The sequence below is a fragment of the Rufibacter sp. JT20002 genome (assembly GCF_056491185.1).
Genome location: NZ_JBSZJY010000001.1, coordinates 2,218,122 through 2,234,247 on the forward strand (window position 1 = coordinate 2,218,122; position 16,126 = coordinate 2,234,247).

The window sequence follows — 16,126 nt, forward strand, 5'->3', positions numbered from 1 at the left end:
TATAAAATGAAGGGGTTTAATTTTCTCTTACAACTACTCCTGTGTATAAGTATGCGCAAACGTCTCCAAAGTCTTTGTTTTACGGAAGATAAGGAACTCAACGCCTGAAAAAAAGAGGGAGAGGCCAAAGCCTCTCCCTCTCCGTATTCCTATTGAAGTTATTTCTTATTGCTGTCTACCTTGATGCGCTCAGTGCGGTTGGCCAGGTCCCAAGCGGTGTAAAACACCAGGCGGGTTACTTTCTCGGCTGACTGGAAGTTGATCTTATCCACGTCATCAGTAGGCTGGTGGTAATCGTCATGCACTCCGTTGAAGTAGAAGGCGATTGGAATACCATGCTTCGCGAAGTTGTAGTGGTCTGAACGGTAGTAGAACCGGTTAGGGTCGTTAGGGTCGTTGAAGGTGTAGTCCAGGTCTATGTTGGAATAGGTCTTGTTCGCGTTCTCAGAGATGGCGTGCAACTCAGAAGAAAGCTTGTCAGATCCAATCACGTAGATATAGTCTGGCTTGCCTTCGTGCTCTTTGTCGGTGCGGCCAATCATGTCTATGTTTAGGTTGGCTACGGTGTTCTCCAGCGGGAAAACCGGATGGTCAGTGTAGTACTCAGAGCCTAGCAGACCTTTCTCTTCAGCAGTCACTGTCAGGAACAAGATGCTGCGGCGCGGTCCGTGACCGTTTTTCTTGGCTTCGGCAAACGCCTGGGCCAATTCCATTACCGCCATGGTGCCAGATCCATCGTCGTTGGCGCCGTTGTACACCACACCATTCTTGATGCCTTCGTGGTCATAGTGGGAACTGATGACAATCAGTTGGTCTTTCAGGTCAGATCCCTCAATGTAGCCCAACACGTTTTCGGTAGGCAATGGCTGACGGTTACGAGCCGTTTTGATTTTTACGTTAGTGGCTGCTTTGTACGGAGAGGCTACTGCTTTCCCTGCTTTGGCCACCGATGCACCGTAAGAGGCCAACTGCTCTGGTTTGGTGTTCAGCAAAGCCGATGCCATGCTAGGAGACACGTAGATGTTGGCCGCACGTGGTTGCGTGGTTGATGTCCCAAACCCGATGGACGGGCGAGTCAGCATGCCGGCGTAGCGGGCTGTCATTTGTTGGAACTCAGCATCGGTGGTGCCCATCACTACGAACACGCTTTTCGCGCCTTTTTTAGTAGCGGCAGCGGCTTTGGTGCGAGCATCCTGTGACCAGGTGCTCATCTTATCGGTGCCGCTCAGGAGGTAGGTACCATCTGCTTTCTTAGGCTCACCGGCCAGAACTACTACGGCTTTGCCAGTTACGTCCAGGTTGGTGTAGTCTGAGTAAGCTGATTCATCAATGCCATAACCGGCGAACACCACTTGGGCCGTTTCCTCGTTCTGGTACGGCGAGGCGCCCAGTACAAAGAAGTCTTTGCCCATGGTAAATCTTTTGGAACCTACGGTTACGTAGCCTTCGCCCCAACTGCTTTTTTCCAGGTCAAAGACTTGGTAGTACGGGTTTGACCCCGTATTTACCGGACCCGGAACACCAATTGCCTTGAAGTGATTGGAGATGTATTCGGCTGCCATTTTCTGTCCGCGCTCACCGGTCTCACGACCTTCCAAGGAATCAGAGGCTAAAACGCGCAGGTATTTCTCAAGATCTGCCGCAGTGATGGTATTGGCATATTGCGTGGGGTTGGCGGCGCTGGCACCGGAGCCGGCCGCGGCACTGCTACCCGTTGTAGCACTTCCGGCCGTGGAAGCCGAAGGGGTTTGGGACGAAGAGCAAGCCGACAGGAACGCGGCGGCCATACCCAACGTGTACAAATGCTTTTTCATGAATCTGTTTGTTGTTCTGGAATAAGACGTTAATGCTACTCATTTTTTGCCTAACGAACAAACGATAGGCGTTTTAGGCTGGCTTTTACCAAATTAAGGCAAAAATGGTGCCTCAAAGAAGCCTCTTATTTGTGAATCAATACGGTAGCGTACGCGGCAACCCCTTCTTTTTTGCCCACAAAACCCAATTGCTCGGTAGTGGTCGCTTTGATGGAGATATCGTCCTCTGGAATCTCCATGACCTCGGCCAAACAGGTTTTCATGGCCGGAATGTGGGGATTCACCTTGGGTTCCTGCAAACAGATGGTAGAATCAATGTTGCCTACCTCGTAGCCTTTCTCCCGGATGAGTATCAGAACCTCGCGCAGCAGGATCTTGCTGTCAATGCCTTTGTACTTGGGGTCTCTGTCTGAGAAATGGAATCCGATGTCGCGGAGGTTGGCAGCCCCAAGTAGGGCATCGCAGATCACGTGAATTAATACATCGGCATCTGAGTGGCCCAGGGCACCGTGCGTATGGGGTATTTTGATGCCACCCAGCCAGAAGTCCAATCCTTCCTGCAGTTGGTGCACATCGTAGCCGAAGCCGGTTCTTATGTTGAAGCTCATAGAGTAGAAGCTAGTACCTTGATGTTAGATGGTAGACGTTAGGTGATGATAGTTAAGAATAACAAATTGAGTAATAAATATGTCATCTTGTAAAGATCTTGTGGGCGGACTAGAATGGCTTTTAGTAGTCCCCATTCCCGTTCGCCCCAAAATCCTTTCAGGATGACAAGAGAAAAGAGGAATAGTTTGTTTCAGGGCTGATTTCCAAAAATCAGCCCCGAAACAAACTATTCCTCCTCCAGTACTTCCTCCAGTTCCTCTTGCGCCTCGTTGCCGGGAGCGGCTTTGTAGAGGAGGGTGGAGCAGTTCTCGGGCCGAAGGATCTCCTGGGCCTGTTGGTAGATATCCTCAGAGGTGACCGCTTGAATCAAGGCGCCTTCCTCGTTGACCAGGTTGGGGTTGCCCATTAGTTTGCCCACGGCCAAATTCAAGACGCGGTTCAGCAATTCAATCTCTGAGAAGACAATAGACGTTTCAGCCTTGTTTTTCACCTTCTGCAGTTCTTCCTCGCTCACGTGCTCGGCCCGGATCTTTTCAACAATGGCCTCTATGGCGGCATTGGCCACTTGTGGGTCTACGCCCACGTTCAGTTTACCCTGGATAACCAGCATCCCTGGTTCCATAGAGCCAGTCGCAAACGAAGAGATAGAATTGAATAGCTTCTGCCCTTTCACCAATTCATTGTACAGTCTAGAAGAGTCGCCGTGACCCAGCACATCGCTTAGCAAATCGGCGGCGTAGTAGTGAGGGCTGGTGCGGGCGGGCATATGGTAGGCTTTGTACAGAGCAGTTAGGGGAACTTCGGCCTCTACTTCTAGGAAGCGGGCTTCGGTCTGACGCGGCTCTGCGGGCAGGTTGCGCTCGTATTTCACGCCTCCGGGGATTGGGCCGAACCATTTTTCGGTGAGTTCCTTGGCGCGCTCAAAGGTAATGTTTCCTGCCAGTACCAGAATAGCGTTAGCGGGGGAGTAATGCTTCTTGAAAAAGGCCCTTACGTCATCCATCACCGCATTTTCAATGTGGCTGATTTCTTTGCCTATGGTGGCCCACTTATAGGAGTGTTCTTTGTAGGCCAACGGTCTCAATTTCAGCCAAACATCGCCGTAGGGTTGGTTCAGGTAATTTTGCTTGAATTCCTCTACCACTACTTTGCGTTGCACTTCCAGTCCGTTTTCACTGAACGCCAGGCCCAGCATGCGGTCAGACTCCAGCCAGAAGCCAGTTTCAATGTTCTGGGCAGGTACGGTGAGGTAATAGTTTGTAATATCTGGCGAAGTGAAGGCATTGTTCTCTCCGCCTGCCTGCTGCAGGGGCTCATCGTAATTAGGGATGTTCACCGATCCGCTGAACATCAAGTGCTCAAACAAGTGGGCAAACCCCGTGTGGGTCTCTTCTTCATCACGGGAGCCCACGTTATATAACACGTTCAGGATCGCTAGCGGGGTGGTGGTGTCTTCGTGCACCAGACAGCGAAGGCCATTATCTAAAGTGAATTCTTTATACTGAATCATAATCAAAAGTGTCCTCTCTTAATGATAGGGGGAGACAATGTACGAAAGTACGTAAACCCAGTCTTAAAATTAAAGTTGCCTTTAAGAAAGAGGGTAGTTGCGGGTAGTAACAGTGAAACACACGGAAACAGCTCAGTGTTTCAAGAGGTGGATTATTAGATATTGTATTTGAATATATTGATTTTTTTATATAATTAAATTAAGTTATATTTAGTAGATATATATCTAAAACCTATAGCTATCTTTTATGGAAAACATCTTGTCAACAACAAATCAGGAAGCCCCTGCTGACCTTACTGCATCCCAAACCAATGTCTCTGAATTGATGGACAAATTCCATTCTTCCTTGGCGAATAAAAAGGCTACGGAAATGGTTAGTTTTCTTGCAGAAGACGGACACTTTAGTGCTACAGATCCAACGGAGTTATTTGATAAGAAGCAATATTCAGATTACATGACGCAGGTGCTTGGGGATTCCACGTTGAACTTTGCCAATCATAAGGTAGACGTCAGGAAGATAAAGATGGACGAGAGCGCTACCTCAGCCACGGTAATTGAGCAGTTTAAGATGGATGTATTTACGCCCAACATTCCTTGGCGCTTGGTAAGCCATTTGATCAAAGACGGGGACTCCTGGAAAATCAATGTCCTCAGCTTTAACTTGACACCCACTAATGCTCAGTTAGAAGCTATTGTGAATGCAGTGAATTAAGGGAATCAGGCCTTAAGAAAGTTATTTACCCTCGCAGTCTCTCCTTTGAGAGGTGCGAGGGTTTTTTATGTTGCTTGGGTTTGTTTGTGAAGCAGTTATCTCCATGCTAAGGCTTTATGAATGCTAATCTGCTCGTCTTTGGGTTAACTTTCTTCCAGTTGCGCTCATTCCGCTAAATAAATCAGGTGACGGGTTTAGTGACGCAGACCAAACCCAGGTTACAGGTCGTTTTTAGCATAATTTCCCCAAACTGGCCCAGATACGATAAGTAAAAATAACTGGGGCAATTGTTTCCAGGCACGGGCTATTGCACTAAATTTACGCCTCGCAGATAACGCGAAAACCATGAAATTCAACAGAAAAGACTATACAGACGACGAGCTGCTGCACTTGTACCGCGGTATTCTCAAGCCCCGCATGATTGAGGAGAAAATGTTGATTTTGCTGCGCCAAGGCAAAGTAAGCAAGTGGTTCTCGGGCATCGGGCAGGAAGCTATTTCCGTGGGTTCAACCTTGGCCTTAGAGCCAGACGAATATATTTTACCGCTTCACCGCAACCTGGGGGTTTTTACCTGTCGCGATATTCCGTTGGATCGGTTGTTCGCCCAATTCCAAGGAAAAAGAACTGGTTTTACCAAAGGTCGAGACCGTTCTTTCCACTTCGGGACCAATGAGCACCACATTGTGGGTATGATCTCGCACTTAGGGCCGCAGCTGGCGGTGGCCGATGGGATTGCCCTAGCCGAGATGCTGGACAAACGTGAGAAGGTGACCCTGGTGTACAGTGGAGACGGGGGCGCCAGCGAAGGCGATTTCCACGAAGCGCTTAACGTGGCAGCGGTGTGGGGTTTGCCCGTGATCTTCATGATTGAGAACAACGGCTACGGCTTGTCTACCCCCAGCAACGAACAGTTCAAATGCCAGTACTTCATTGATAAGGGCCCGGCCTACGGCATTGATGCGCTGCAGATAGACGGCAACAACGTGCTGGAGGTGTATGATACCGTGCGCCAGGCCGCCTACAGCATCCGGAAAAATCCACGCCCGATGTTGATTGAGGCGATGACGTTCAGGATGCGCGGGCACGAAGAAGCCTCTGGTACCAAGTACGTGCCACAGGAACTGTTTGAGCGCTGGAGCAAGAAAGACCCGGTAGAGAACTTTGAGAAATACCTGCTGGACGAGAAAGTGCTGACGCCTAAGTCTATGGCCGCTATCCGGGAGGAGTTCCGCGAGGAGATTGAGCGTGGGTTGGAAGTGGCGCACAACACGCCCATGCCTACTCCGGATGTGAAGGAAGAGCTTGCCGATATGTACCAGCCGTTCATCCAGAATGTGATCAAGCCTAGGGACAGCGCCCGTTCTGAACGCCGTTTCGTGGATGCCATCTCAGATTCCCTGCGCCAAAGCTTGGAACGGTATCCAGAGTTGGTGATCATGGGCCAGGACATCGCAGAATACGGCGGGGTCTTCAAAGTGACCGAGGGTTTTGTGGACAAATTTGGCAAAGAGCGCATCCGCAACACGCCTTTGTGTGAATCTGCGATTTTGGGGATTGGCTTGGGCATGTCTATCAGGAAAAAGAAGTCGGTGGTGGAGATGCAGTTCGCTGATTTCGTGAGCGCCGGTTTTAGCCAGATTGTAAATAACTTGGCCAAAAGCCACTACCGCTGGGGCCAGAACGCCGATGTAGTGGTGCGCATGCCTACGGGCGCAGGCGCGGCAGCCGGTCCGTTCCACTCGCAAAGCAACGAAGCCTGGTTCTTCCACACGCCCGGCCTCAAGATTGTCTATCCATCAACGCCCTATGACGCCAAAGGCCTGCTGAACGCCGCCATTGAAGATCCTAACCCGGTCATGTTCTTTGAGCATAAACTGCTGTACCGCGCGTTGTCAGAAGCCATTCCGGATGATTACTACACCGTGGAGATTGGGCGGGCCCGCCTAGCACAGGAAGGAAATGACTTCTCTATTATCACCTACGGCATGGGTGTGCACTGGGCCAAGCAGCTCCTGAATACCATGCCAGATGTGTCTGCCGATATCCTGGATTTGCGCTCGCTGCTGCCCTGGGACAAAGAGGCCGTGCGCCAGACCGTGACCAAAACCGGCCGAGTGATTGTGCTGCACGAAGACACCCTGACGGGAGGCATTGGCGCCGAGATTGCCGCTTGGATCTCAGAAAGCTGCTTCACCCAGCTAGATGGCCCAGTGGTGCGGGTAGGCGGTCTGGACACCGCTATTCCGTTTGCGCCGCCGCTGGAGCAGGAGTTCCTGCCGGTAAAACGACTGAGAGAGAAAATAGAGGCGCTGCTGAGTTTTTAGAGAACTGTTGTCTCCGTTTTAGGGCAGTTTATTCCTTAACTGCCCTAAAACGGAGACAAGATGCAGCCAACGTAGATTGCTACACGTATACCATATGTTGAACCAGGTATGAAAAAGATTCGCTTTGCAATAGGGTTAGTGGTTTTGTCCATGAGCTTGGCTATAGTTGGATGCAACTCCAATAGAATTGCCTGCCCAGATGTCTCCGGGAAAAAGAAGTTTTCTTTCTTCAAGAAGAAGGAGATTACCCAGGAAGACCAAGCCGATGAAGGCCGCGATTATGGTGGCCGCGACATGGAGTACAACAAGCAGGGGTTGCTTAAGAAAAAGAAAACCAAGATCCCTACCCCTAAACGGAAGCAGAGTTTACTAGAAAAAGTAGGATTAGGATGAAACAACCTTTACTCATTATTATCTTGATAGCGGGAGTGGTGTTGGCTTTAGGACTGAACCAGCCGGCTGCGGCGCAGACAGCTTATACTAGTCCTGGCCAGCAAAAACGCGAGGTAAAAAACAGCCTCAGAGATGCCAAAAAAGTAAGGTCTGACTACAGTGAATCGCATCTTGATGTAAGTGCGTACAATCACCGGAAGGGGGAGAGCGGCCGTAAGCTGAAAAAGAGAAAGAAAAGAGACCTGATGCCGATCAGTGAAGACGGAACAGCGGTTATCAAACCTAAATTGTTTGCTAAAAAGAACGCCCAGCCAAGAAACAGATAAATCAAGGGCGTTCAACATCACGTAATTTATAGATCATCATTATGCAGTGGAATCCAATTAACAGCATTGAGCAAATAGAGCAGATCAAAGAAGAGTCTAAAGGGCAACCAGTAGTTATATTCAAGCATAGCACGACCTGCTCTATCAGTGCCACGGCCAAAAGCAGGCTGGAGCGGCAGTGGGCAGATGCTGGTCTGGGCAATGTGAAACCTTATTACTTGGACTTGTTAAACTACCGTCCCGTATCTGCTGAGATTGCGCAGTCATTTGCCGTAAAGCACGAGTCTCCGCAGCTCCTGTTTATCAAAGACGGGCAGTGCCAATACCATGGATCGCATTTAGGGATTAATCTGCAGGAAGTGAAGAAATTAGCTTCCTAAAGAACTGGATAAATCCCGCCCGAGGTATTCATTATTAAATACTTCTGGCGGGATTCTTTTTTATATCAAAAACAGCCGCTATTTCGTTCTATATCAGCGCTAAGCATAATAGGAACGAAGCAAACGAAGAGGTAACGGGTTGTAGACGAAGAGCGACAGGGCAAGTGCAGGTTGCGTTTTTCAACATCATGCTTTTCTTGTCTGTGAAAGAACTGGGGGCTATTTGCGCTTCCAGCACATTTTCTGAATTCTGCCGGAAATCTGCCATCATTTTCTTATCGATGGTCATGATTAAACCGGCTAAGTCAATAACGGTGCAAGGGGTTGTAAAGCCTGTAATGGCTTTGATGCAGCTACCATTGCACCGGAAGACCAGACGTGTGGGAGAGAGTACATTCCACAAAGCCGTTATTGCCCATGGAGCCAACTGCCACAGCGTTGCCCAAGGCAAGGTGAGTTCCCTGGGTGCGGAGTTGACCAGATTATGTTAGCGTCATTGAACTCATTGTCTTACTTTTAAGATTTGCAGGTGCTTGTAAAGTTATTTACATTTAAACAAAACTTAGCCTTTTGCTCTGTGCGCAGATTTCTACTCGTGCTTGTCATCATATGCTTTCTTCCGGTTGGTCTGGCCATGGCCCAAACAGCAGAAGAAGAGGAAGGCTATTCCAGGGAGTTCACCTACGGACTCAATTTTAATTCTAATGGTGGGCTTCTGGGCGGAGCCATGATAAAACAGGTGTATCATTTAGGTGGTAAATGGTACCAGTTCTGGGCTTTGGAAGGCGTTGAGGTGAAACACCCCAAAGAGGTGCGCCTGCAGAACCTGCAGAACGGGGCTTCCTTTGTGAAAGGCAAAAGCAATTACCTATTTGTGCTGCGGCCGCAGTACGGACGGGAATACACCTTCTTCCGGAAAGCCGCCGAGTCTGGTGTACAAGTGAACGGGATTGTGGCTGCCGGACCTTCTCTGGGCATCATGGCCCCATACTTTATAGAGTATGACCGTAGCAACTACGTGCTTGATCCTAGAACCCAACAATACTACCTGGTAGGTCCTGTGTTGATCAGTACCGAACAGTACGATCCCAACATCCACACGAACGAGGGCCTGATTGTAGGCGCGCCTGGGGTTTTCAAGGGCTTAAGTGAGCCTAGCTTTAGGGTAGGAGCCAATGCCAAAGCAGGGGTTTCCTTTGAGTACGGCCGCTATATGGAGAGCGTAACAGGTATTGAAGTGGGCTTGTTGGTGGAGGCTTTTGCCGGAGACATGACCATGATTCCGGATGCCCCTAGCCGCAATGTCTTCACCTCTGTTTACCTGACGCTATATTACGGGCGCCGCCGTTGAACGATCCATCCCTTTTGGCTGTTTTTTGCCTATCCGCTCCTCACTTAGTACCTTTGCTACATGGATCAATTGATTGCGTTGCCGGTTATTCAACCAGCAGAAGCTCAAACTAAAACCCGTAAGCCAGACTGGCTGCGCGTGAAATTGCCGGTAGGCAAAGAATACGCCAAGGTCAGACAACTGGTAGATACCTATAAACTACATACCATCTGCGAAAGCGGAAACTGCCCAAACATGGGTGAGTGCTGGGGAGCCGGCACAGCTACCTTCATGATCTTGGGCAACGTATGTACCCGCTCCTGTTCTTTCTGCGCCGTGGCCACTGGCCGCCCTAACGAGTATGACCTGGATGAGCCCCGCCGCGTGGCCGAAGCCATTCAACTCATGGGCGTGAAGCATGCCGTGATCACTTCGGTGAACCGCGACGAACTGAAAGACCGTGGCGCTAGTGTATGGCACGAGACTGTGGTGCAGATCAAGAACCTTTCGCCGGAAACCACCATTGAAACGCTTATCCCAGACGTGAAAGCCAACTGGGAAGCTTTGGAGGTGATGATCTCTGCGGGACAGGAAGTGGTATCGCACAACATGGAAACCGTTCGGAACCTGTACCGTCAGGTGCGTCCACAGGCCAAGTATGACCGCAGCTTGGAGCAAATCAAGCGTACCAAAGAGTATGGCAAGCGCACCAAGAGTGGTATCATGCTAGGCTTAGGCGAAACCAAAGAGCAGGTGTACGAAGCCATGGATGACTTAGCCGCCAACGGTTTAGATATCCTGACGCTAGGCCAGTACCTGCAGCCTACCAAGATGCACATTGAGGTAGCCGAGTTCATTCACCCAGATTTGTTTGCGCACTATCGCGAGGAAGGTTTGAACCGTGGCTTGAAATATGTAGAGTCTGGTCCGCTGGTGCGTTCCTCTTACCATGCCGAGCGTCACGTGCACGTGTAGTTTTAAGCACGTTTTTAAAGAATAGTCCAAAAAAAAGGCTCTGCTAATTAGCAGGGCCTTTTTTTTGGACTATTTGTAGTGTCTTTTCTCTGATTGTAATGAAATCAAGAAGTGAAGAGTAAACCATAAAATTGAATAAAAAATATAAAATCGTATTTAATCACTTGAGTGCGGTTTTACGCAAAAGGAGTGAAATAAAAACTTTTTCCTATTTATTTAAAACTACCTTGCGTACATATCTACTCATCTGCGCTGTAAAAAAGCATTTTCCTGCCCCGGGATTTTTAAAAAGCACCAAGTAGCCAAGCCTGCTGCCAGAAAGCTTATTTCTGTCCTTCTCGCGCATTTTGCATCTTTCCTATAAGCTAAAACCTTTGCCTGCAAGCTAAGTACATGCAGGGGCTCTATTCCTATATAGGAATATCTGAGATAAAACATTATCACAATATCCTTTACCACTTCATATGAAGAAACTCTTACTCTTGTTGACAGCATTTTATGCTGTTTTTTCCTCTTCAAGTGCTCAAACCCTAATGGCTCCTTCTTTGGGTGCGGCCCGCGAGTATGCGGTTCTTGGGAGTAGTACGGTTACCAGTACCGGAAGCAGCATTATTTATGGCGATCTTGGCACCTCGCCTGGTGCTGTGGTGGTAGGTTTTCCAACAGGAAAAGTGTTGGGAGATACCCAGCGCGGAAATGCTGCAGCAGCCACTGCCAAAGCCGATGTAGTGCGGGTGTATAACGAACTGGGGCAATTTACCCCCACCCGTAACCTGACCGGGCAAACCTTGGGCGAAGGCTTTAACCAAGGTGAAGCAGCCGTGCGGGGTACCCTACTTACCCGCGGGGTGTACAGATTTGACGGCAACGCACGCATTAGTGGCCGCCTTAAGTTTGACGGACAGGGGAACCCAAACTCAGTGTTCATCATCCAGGTGAACGGTGACCTGGTCATTGATCCAGGTTCTGCCATCAATATTTTTAACGCCAATCCAAACAACATCTTCTTCCGGGTGACCGGAAATATCACCATAGGCACAGGAGGGATGTTGACCACACCTTCTACCTTGAGCGGAAACTTTGTGGTGCAGAATAACGCCTTTCTAAGCCTGAGCTCCACGCTCGTAGGACGGGTGCTTTCCACAAACGGAGCGGTAACCCTCAACAACAATAACATTTCCTTGCCTGAGCCACTTACTACTAATAATGGCGGAGATAATGGAGACGGCGGAGACGGTGGCCCTGGCGATGGAGGTACCGGTGGCGGGGGAACAACCCCTGGGAGCGCTAACCTTAGCATCACCAAGGCGGTAAACGCCACCACCGTGACTCTAGGCGATGATGTCATTTATACCATCAGAGTCACAAACTCAGGAGCCGTGGATGCCACCAATGTAACTGTGGAAGACAGGTTGCCAGAGGGCTTGGACTTGGTGCCTCCAGCGGTAGCAGATAAAGGAACCTATAACGCCACCACGGGAATATGGAACATCGGTACCTTGCCGGCGAACTCCATCGCCACGTTGACCATCACCGCTAAAACGCTGAGGCTTGGGGAAATCACCAACGTTGCAGCTATTGAAAATAACGGCGGAACCGATGAAGCCACTACCTGCGTGCGTCCAGCCAGACCGAATGTAGTAGGCCTGCAGGAAATCTGCGTGGGTGGAACCACCACCTTTACGGTAAGCAACGTCTCAGCAGGCGTGACAAGCCTTGCCATTGTGGCGCCAGCCAACAGCGGCATCACCATTGAATCGCAGTCGCTGACTTCTTTCACGGTGAGAGCAAGCGCTACGACGGCAGCGGGCACTTATCCGATCTCCGTTGTGGCGGTAACTACGGGCAACTGTCAGAACAGCCAAGCCTTCCCGATTGAACTGGTGGTAAGAACTGCTCCGGCTGCTCCAACCATTACTGGCCCGGGAACCGCATTGTGTGCTGGGACCACCTATCAATACAGCGTCAACCAGCCAGTGGCGGGCGTGACCTATACCTGGAGTGTTTCCGGTACCGGTTGGGAGAGAGTAGGTGCTGCTACTGGTACTTCTATTCAGGTGAAAGCTGGTACTGGTCCAGGAAAAGTAACGGTTGTTGCTTCTAACGCCTGCGGTACGGCTACGGCTTCTACGGCAGATGTAACCCCAAGCATTCCTCCGGCTACACCAATTATTGTGGATAACAGCGGACCATGTACAGGCTTAACCTACACTATCTCTAATCCAGTGGCGGGTGTCGCCTATACCTGGACCGCCCCAGCCGGCTTCACGTTTGCTGATAACAGCACAACCGCCACTGGCACTACCGTGACCCTGAAAGCAGCCAACACCAACGCCGTTGGTACGCTGAAGGTGACAGCCAGCACCACCGGTTCTACCTGCGCCAGCAACGAAGCCTCCGTGGAAGTAAGAGCCGCCGATGCCGGTACTGAGATAGTGGTGCCTACGGTGTTCAGCCCGAACAGCGACGGCATCAACGACACCTTTGTGATCCGGAACCTGTTGAACTTCCCTGATAATGACCTGACCATCTACAACCGTTGGGGCAACGAGATCTACAAAACCAAAAGCTACAAGAACGATTGGCGGGCTACTGGCCTGGAAGAAGCCACTTACTTCTATGTACTACGCGTGCGTGGCTGTGACGGCAAAGACCAGGTATTCAGAGGACCGGTACAGGTAGTGCGCTAAACGCAGGTAGTTCAACCATTAATTTTCCTTAGAAATGAAAAGAATCTTTATCATACTGATCACTATGCTCACTGCAGGAAGCGGTTGGGCACAGCACCGGTCGCAGTTTTCCCAGTACATCTTCAACCAACTGGTCATTAATCCGGCCTATGCCGGCAGCAAAGAAACGCTTACGCTTAATGCCTTCCACCGCACCCAGTGGGTAGGTTTGCGGGGTGCGCCTAATACTCAAACCTTCAGCATTGACGGGCTTACCAAAAACAAGCACCTGGGCGTGGGCTTCCACGCCACCCGCGATGAGATTTTCGCCCAGAACCGTAAGAACATTGAGGTAGACGCTGCCGTGAAGTTGCCGGTAAGTGAAACCGGAATCCTTTCCTTCGGGTTAGCGGCTGGGGTGTCGCACTTCGCAGTGGACGGTTCCAAACTAGTCACTGGGAATGACCAGGAAGATCCGGCGGTCATCAACGCCCAGAAGGAAACCACCTGGAGCCCCAGCCTCAAAGCAGGTATTTTCTTCCATACCGAGCGCTTCTACGCCGGCGTTTCCGTGACCGATCTGCTGGGCATCGACAAAGACATCAACTATGACCCGGAGCGTCATTATTTCTTCAACATCGGGTACGTGGCCGACATCAGCCATAACATCAAGGTGAAACCCAGCATCATGCTGAAGGAGAACTTTGACGGCCCTACCAACGTGGACTTCAACGCTTTCTTCTTGTTTGGCGAGCGGATCTGGTTAGGTGCCAGCTACCGCACGGCCATGAACATCTTCAAGAATGACTTTGAGGCGAAGGGACTTTCCTCCAAAGATGCAGTAGTAGCAATGGCTGATTTGTACGTGACTAAGCGTCTGCGCTTAGGCTACGCCCATGATTTTACGTTGCACGGCAACCTGAATGATTTGAGCACCCATGAAATATCCGTTGGCTACAGTTTCCTGAGAAAGGAAGCCACCAAGATGGTAACTCCCCGGTATTTCTAATTCTAACTAGACCCTTCTATGTATAACATATACAAATCACTTTTACTTTCCTTCATTGCCGGTAGCCTAGCCTTAAGCGGCTGCCAAACCACCCGCAAAGCCGACCGGCTCTACGAGAACTTTGACTATTCTCTGGCTATTGAAGAGTACCAGGAGGTATTTTCTAAAAAGGAGCCCGACTTGAAGGGTGCCCAACGTTTAGCTGATGCCTATCGCCTGACAGGTCGCACCAATGAGGCCGAGCAGTGGTACGCCAAAGTAGTGGCCATGCCCGAGGCTGATCCCATTAACACCTATTACTATGCTGAGGCTTTGCGGAGCAACGGAAAGTATTTCGAGGCGAAAACCCAGTACCAGGATTACGCGAGGAAAGTGCCCGCCGAAGCTGCCAAAGCCAACGCCAAGGCGCAAGCTTCTGATGCCGCATTGAAGTTGCTGGAAGAACCAGCCTCTGCCATTGTAGTGAACGAAACCCAGATCAACTCCGGCAACGCAGATTTCAGCCCGACGGTGTATGACCAAGGGATCCTGTTTACCTCAGACCGGGGCGGCAACGTGAGCGGCAACAAAGACGTGGACGCCGGCACCTACGGCTGGACCGGACGCCCGTACCTGCAGATGTTCTACGCCCAGCGCAATGCAGACAGCACTTGGCAAATGCCTGCCATCGCGAGCAACACCCTAAACTCGGTGTACCATGACGGCCCGGCGGTGCTAGATAGCGCCAACACTACCATGTATTTCACCCGCACGCACATGGTGGAGAAAAAGCAGAAAGACATTAATGTGGATCCCACCAGCTGGGTGAAAAAGCCGCTCTCCAGTGATTACGTGAACCGCCTGGAGATCTTCTCGGCCCGCCGTGATGGGGCCAACTGGACCGAGGTGAAGCCTTTCGCCCATAACAAGGTGGAGGAATACAGCGTAGGCCACCCGGCTATCTCTCCAGACGGCAAGGTGCTGTACTTCGTATCTGACAAACCCGGCGGCTACGGCGAGACCGACATCTACTACTCAGAACTGCAGGCCGATGGCACCTGGGGCCAACCTATGAACGCTGGCAATATGGTGAATACTGTGGGCAAGGAGATGTTCCCGGGCTTCGACCAAAACGGTACCCTGTATTTCTCCTCAGACACGCACCCCGGCTTCGGTGGCCTGGATGTGTTCAAGGTGAAAGGCAGCCGCGCCACCTGGAGCAAACCTGAGAACCTGCGCGCACCCGTGAACTCGCCCAAAGACGATTTCGGGATGGTGTTCATGCGCGGTGCGAATAATGCCCAGGTAGGTTACCTGTCCTCTAACCGCGACAGCGGCAACGGCACCGATGACATTTACTCGTTTAAACTGCTGAGCAACGCAGTCTTGTTCGTGACGACTTTGGAGAGAGTGCAAGTGAAAGGCAAACGCGCCATCAACCAGCCATTGGCCGATGTCCGTTTGAAACTTACTCCAAAAGAAACCAATGATTCCGTGGTGGCTTTCTCTGACCGTAATGGGGAATACAAGTTCGGCGTGCAGAAAGGAACCACCTATGACCTGGTAGGCGACAAATTCGGGTACCTGACCCAGTCAGCACTGATAGCCATTGACACCGTGAAGTTAGCTGATACCACCCGCGTGACGCTCATCTTCGACAAGAGCCAGAAAAACCAGGTCATCGCCATGGAGAACATCTACTATGACCTGGACAAATGGAACATCCGGCCAGATGCCGCCAAAGAACTGGACAAACTGGTGCGCATGCTCAAAGACAACCCCAGTATCAAAATTGAGTTAGGCTCCCACACCGATAGCCGCGAAGGCCATGGTTACAACCAAGTGCTCTCTGAGCGCCGGGCTCAGTCGGCGGTGGAGTACTTGGTGAGCCAGGGCATTGCGAGGAACCGACTCAGCTGGAAAGGGTACGGCGAGACCGTCCTTATCAATGGCTGCGCCGATGGCGTGGAGTGTACCGAAGACCAGCACCAACTCAACCGCCGTACGGAATTCAAGATTAAGTAACGTTTTGCAGGTGTTTTACCTAAAGCAAGCTTAAAACAAAAGAGCCACTCATTTGAGTGGCTCTTTTGTT

Annotated in this window: 14 protein-coding genes; 11 read left to right on the forward strand and 3 right to left on the reverse strand. The window is 50.6% G+C overall.

Translation table 11 applies throughout. From position 1 onward, the window contains the following. Positions 1 to 158: 158 nt before the first annotated feature. From ACW9SV_RS08875 to ACW9SV_RS08885, 3 genes are all read right to left on the reverse strand, one after another. The gene (locus tag ACW9SV_RS08875; RefSeq protein ID WP_479556380.1) at positions 159 to 1,814 is read right to left on the reverse strand and encodes a M28 family peptidase; all 1,656 of its coding nucleotides are present in this window, start codon (positions 1,812 to 1,814) and stop codon (positions 159 to 161) included. Positions 1,815 to 1,939: 125 nt separating this feature from the next. Then, the gene (ispF, locus tag ACW9SV_RS08880) at positions 1,940 to 2,422 is read right to left on the reverse strand and encodes a 2-C-methyl-D-erythritol 2,4-cyclodiphosphate synthase (protein WP_479556381.1); all 483 of its coding nucleotides are present in this window, start codon (positions 2,420 to 2,422) and stop codon (positions 1,940 to 1,942) included. Positions 2,423 to 2,649: 227 nt separating this feature from the next. Then, a complete protein-coding gene (locus ACW9SV_RS08885) occupies positions 2,650 to 3,933 on the reverse strand; it encodes a M16 family metallopeptidase (protein WP_479556382.1) in 1,284 nt (427 codons plus the stop codon). 247 nt (positions 3,934 to 4,180) lie between these two features. On the opposite strand from ACW9SV_RS08885, the gene ACW9SV_RS08890 reads away from it, so the two are divergent. The 11 genes from ACW9SV_RS08890 to ACW9SV_RS08940 all read left to right on the forward strand — a co-directional run bounded on the left by ACW9SV_RS08890 (position 4,181) and on the right by ACW9SV_RS08940 (position 16,056). Next, the gene (locus tag ACW9SV_RS08890; protein WP_479556383.1) at positions 4,181 to 4,645 is read left to right on the forward strand and encodes a nuclear transport factor 2 family protein; all 465 of its coding nucleotides are present in this window, start codon (positions 4,181 to 4,183) and stop codon (positions 4,643 to 4,645) included. A gap of 345 nt (positions 4,646 to 4,990) precedes the next feature. After that, positions 4,991 to 6,970: an alpha-ketoacid dehydrogenase subunit alpha/beta gene (locus ACW9SV_RS08895; RefSeq protein ID WP_479556384.1), complete on the forward strand. Its 1,980-nt coding sequence runs from the start codon at positions 4,991 to 4,993 to the stop codon at positions 6,968 to 6,970. Between the two features lie 108 nt (positions 6,971 to 7,078). Continuing rightward, entirely contained in the window at positions 7,079 to 7,363 is a 285-nt protein-coding gene (locus tag ACW9SV_RS08900; RefSeq protein ID WP_479556385.1) for a hypothetical protein, read from the forward strand. Next, a complete protein-coding gene (locus ACW9SV_RS08905) occupies positions 7,360 to 7,689 on the forward strand; it encodes a hypothetical protein (RefSeq protein ID WP_479556386.1) in 330 nt (109 codons plus the stop codon). Before ACW9SV_RS08900 ends, ACW9SV_RS08905 begins: the two co-directional genes overlap by 4 nt. Before the next feature lie 41 nt (positions 7,690 to 7,730). Continuing rightward, positions 7,731 to 8,069, forward strand: coding sequence for a bacillithiol system redox-active protein YtxJ (gene ytxJ, locus ACW9SV_RS08910; protein WP_479556387.1), 339 nt, complete (start codon positions 7,731 to 7,733; stop codon positions 8,067 to 8,069). A 188-nt stretch (positions 8,070 to 8,257) separates the two neighbouring features. Further along, entirely contained in the window at positions 8,258 to 8,560 is a 303-nt protein-coding gene (locus ACW9SV_RS08915) for a hypothetical protein (RefSeq protein ID WP_479556388.1), read from the forward strand. An 86-nt stretch (positions 8,561 to 8,646) separates the two neighbouring features. Beyond that, positions 8,647 to 9,420, forward strand: coding sequence for a hypothetical protein (locus tag ACW9SV_RS08920; protein WP_479556389.1), 774 nt, complete (start codon positions 8,647 to 8,649; stop codon positions 9,418 to 9,420). Between the two features lie 69 nt (positions 9,421 to 9,489). Then, positions 9,490 to 10,374 (forward strand): lipoyl synthase, encoded by an 885-nt coding sequence (gene lipA / locus ACW9SV_RS08925; RefSeq protein ID WP_479556522.1) that lies wholly within the window; start codon positions 9,490 to 9,492, stop codon positions 10,372 to 10,374. A 533-nt stretch (positions 10,375 to 10,907) separates the two neighbouring features. Further along, the gene (locus ACW9SV_RS08930; RefSeq protein ID WP_479556390.1) at positions 10,908 to 13,064 is read left to right on the forward strand and encodes an ice-binding family protein; all 2,157 of its coding nucleotides are present in this window, start codon (positions 10,908 to 10,910) and stop codon (positions 13,062 to 13,064) included. Positions 13,065 to 13,098: 34 nt separating this feature from the next. After that, the gene (locus tag ACW9SV_RS08935; RefSeq protein WP_479556391.1) at positions 13,099 to 14,052 is read left to right on the forward strand and encodes a PorP/SprF family type IX secretion system membrane protein; all 954 of its coding nucleotides are present in this window, start codon (positions 13,099 to 13,101) and stop codon (positions 14,050 to 14,052) included. A gap of 18 nt (positions 14,053 to 14,070) precedes the next feature. Then, positions 14,071 to 16,056, forward strand: coding sequence for an OmpA family protein (locus ACW9SV_RS08940; protein WP_479556392.1), 1,986 nt, complete (start codon positions 14,071 to 14,073; stop codon positions 16,054 to 16,056). Positions 16,057 to 16,126: the final 70 nt, after the last annotated feature.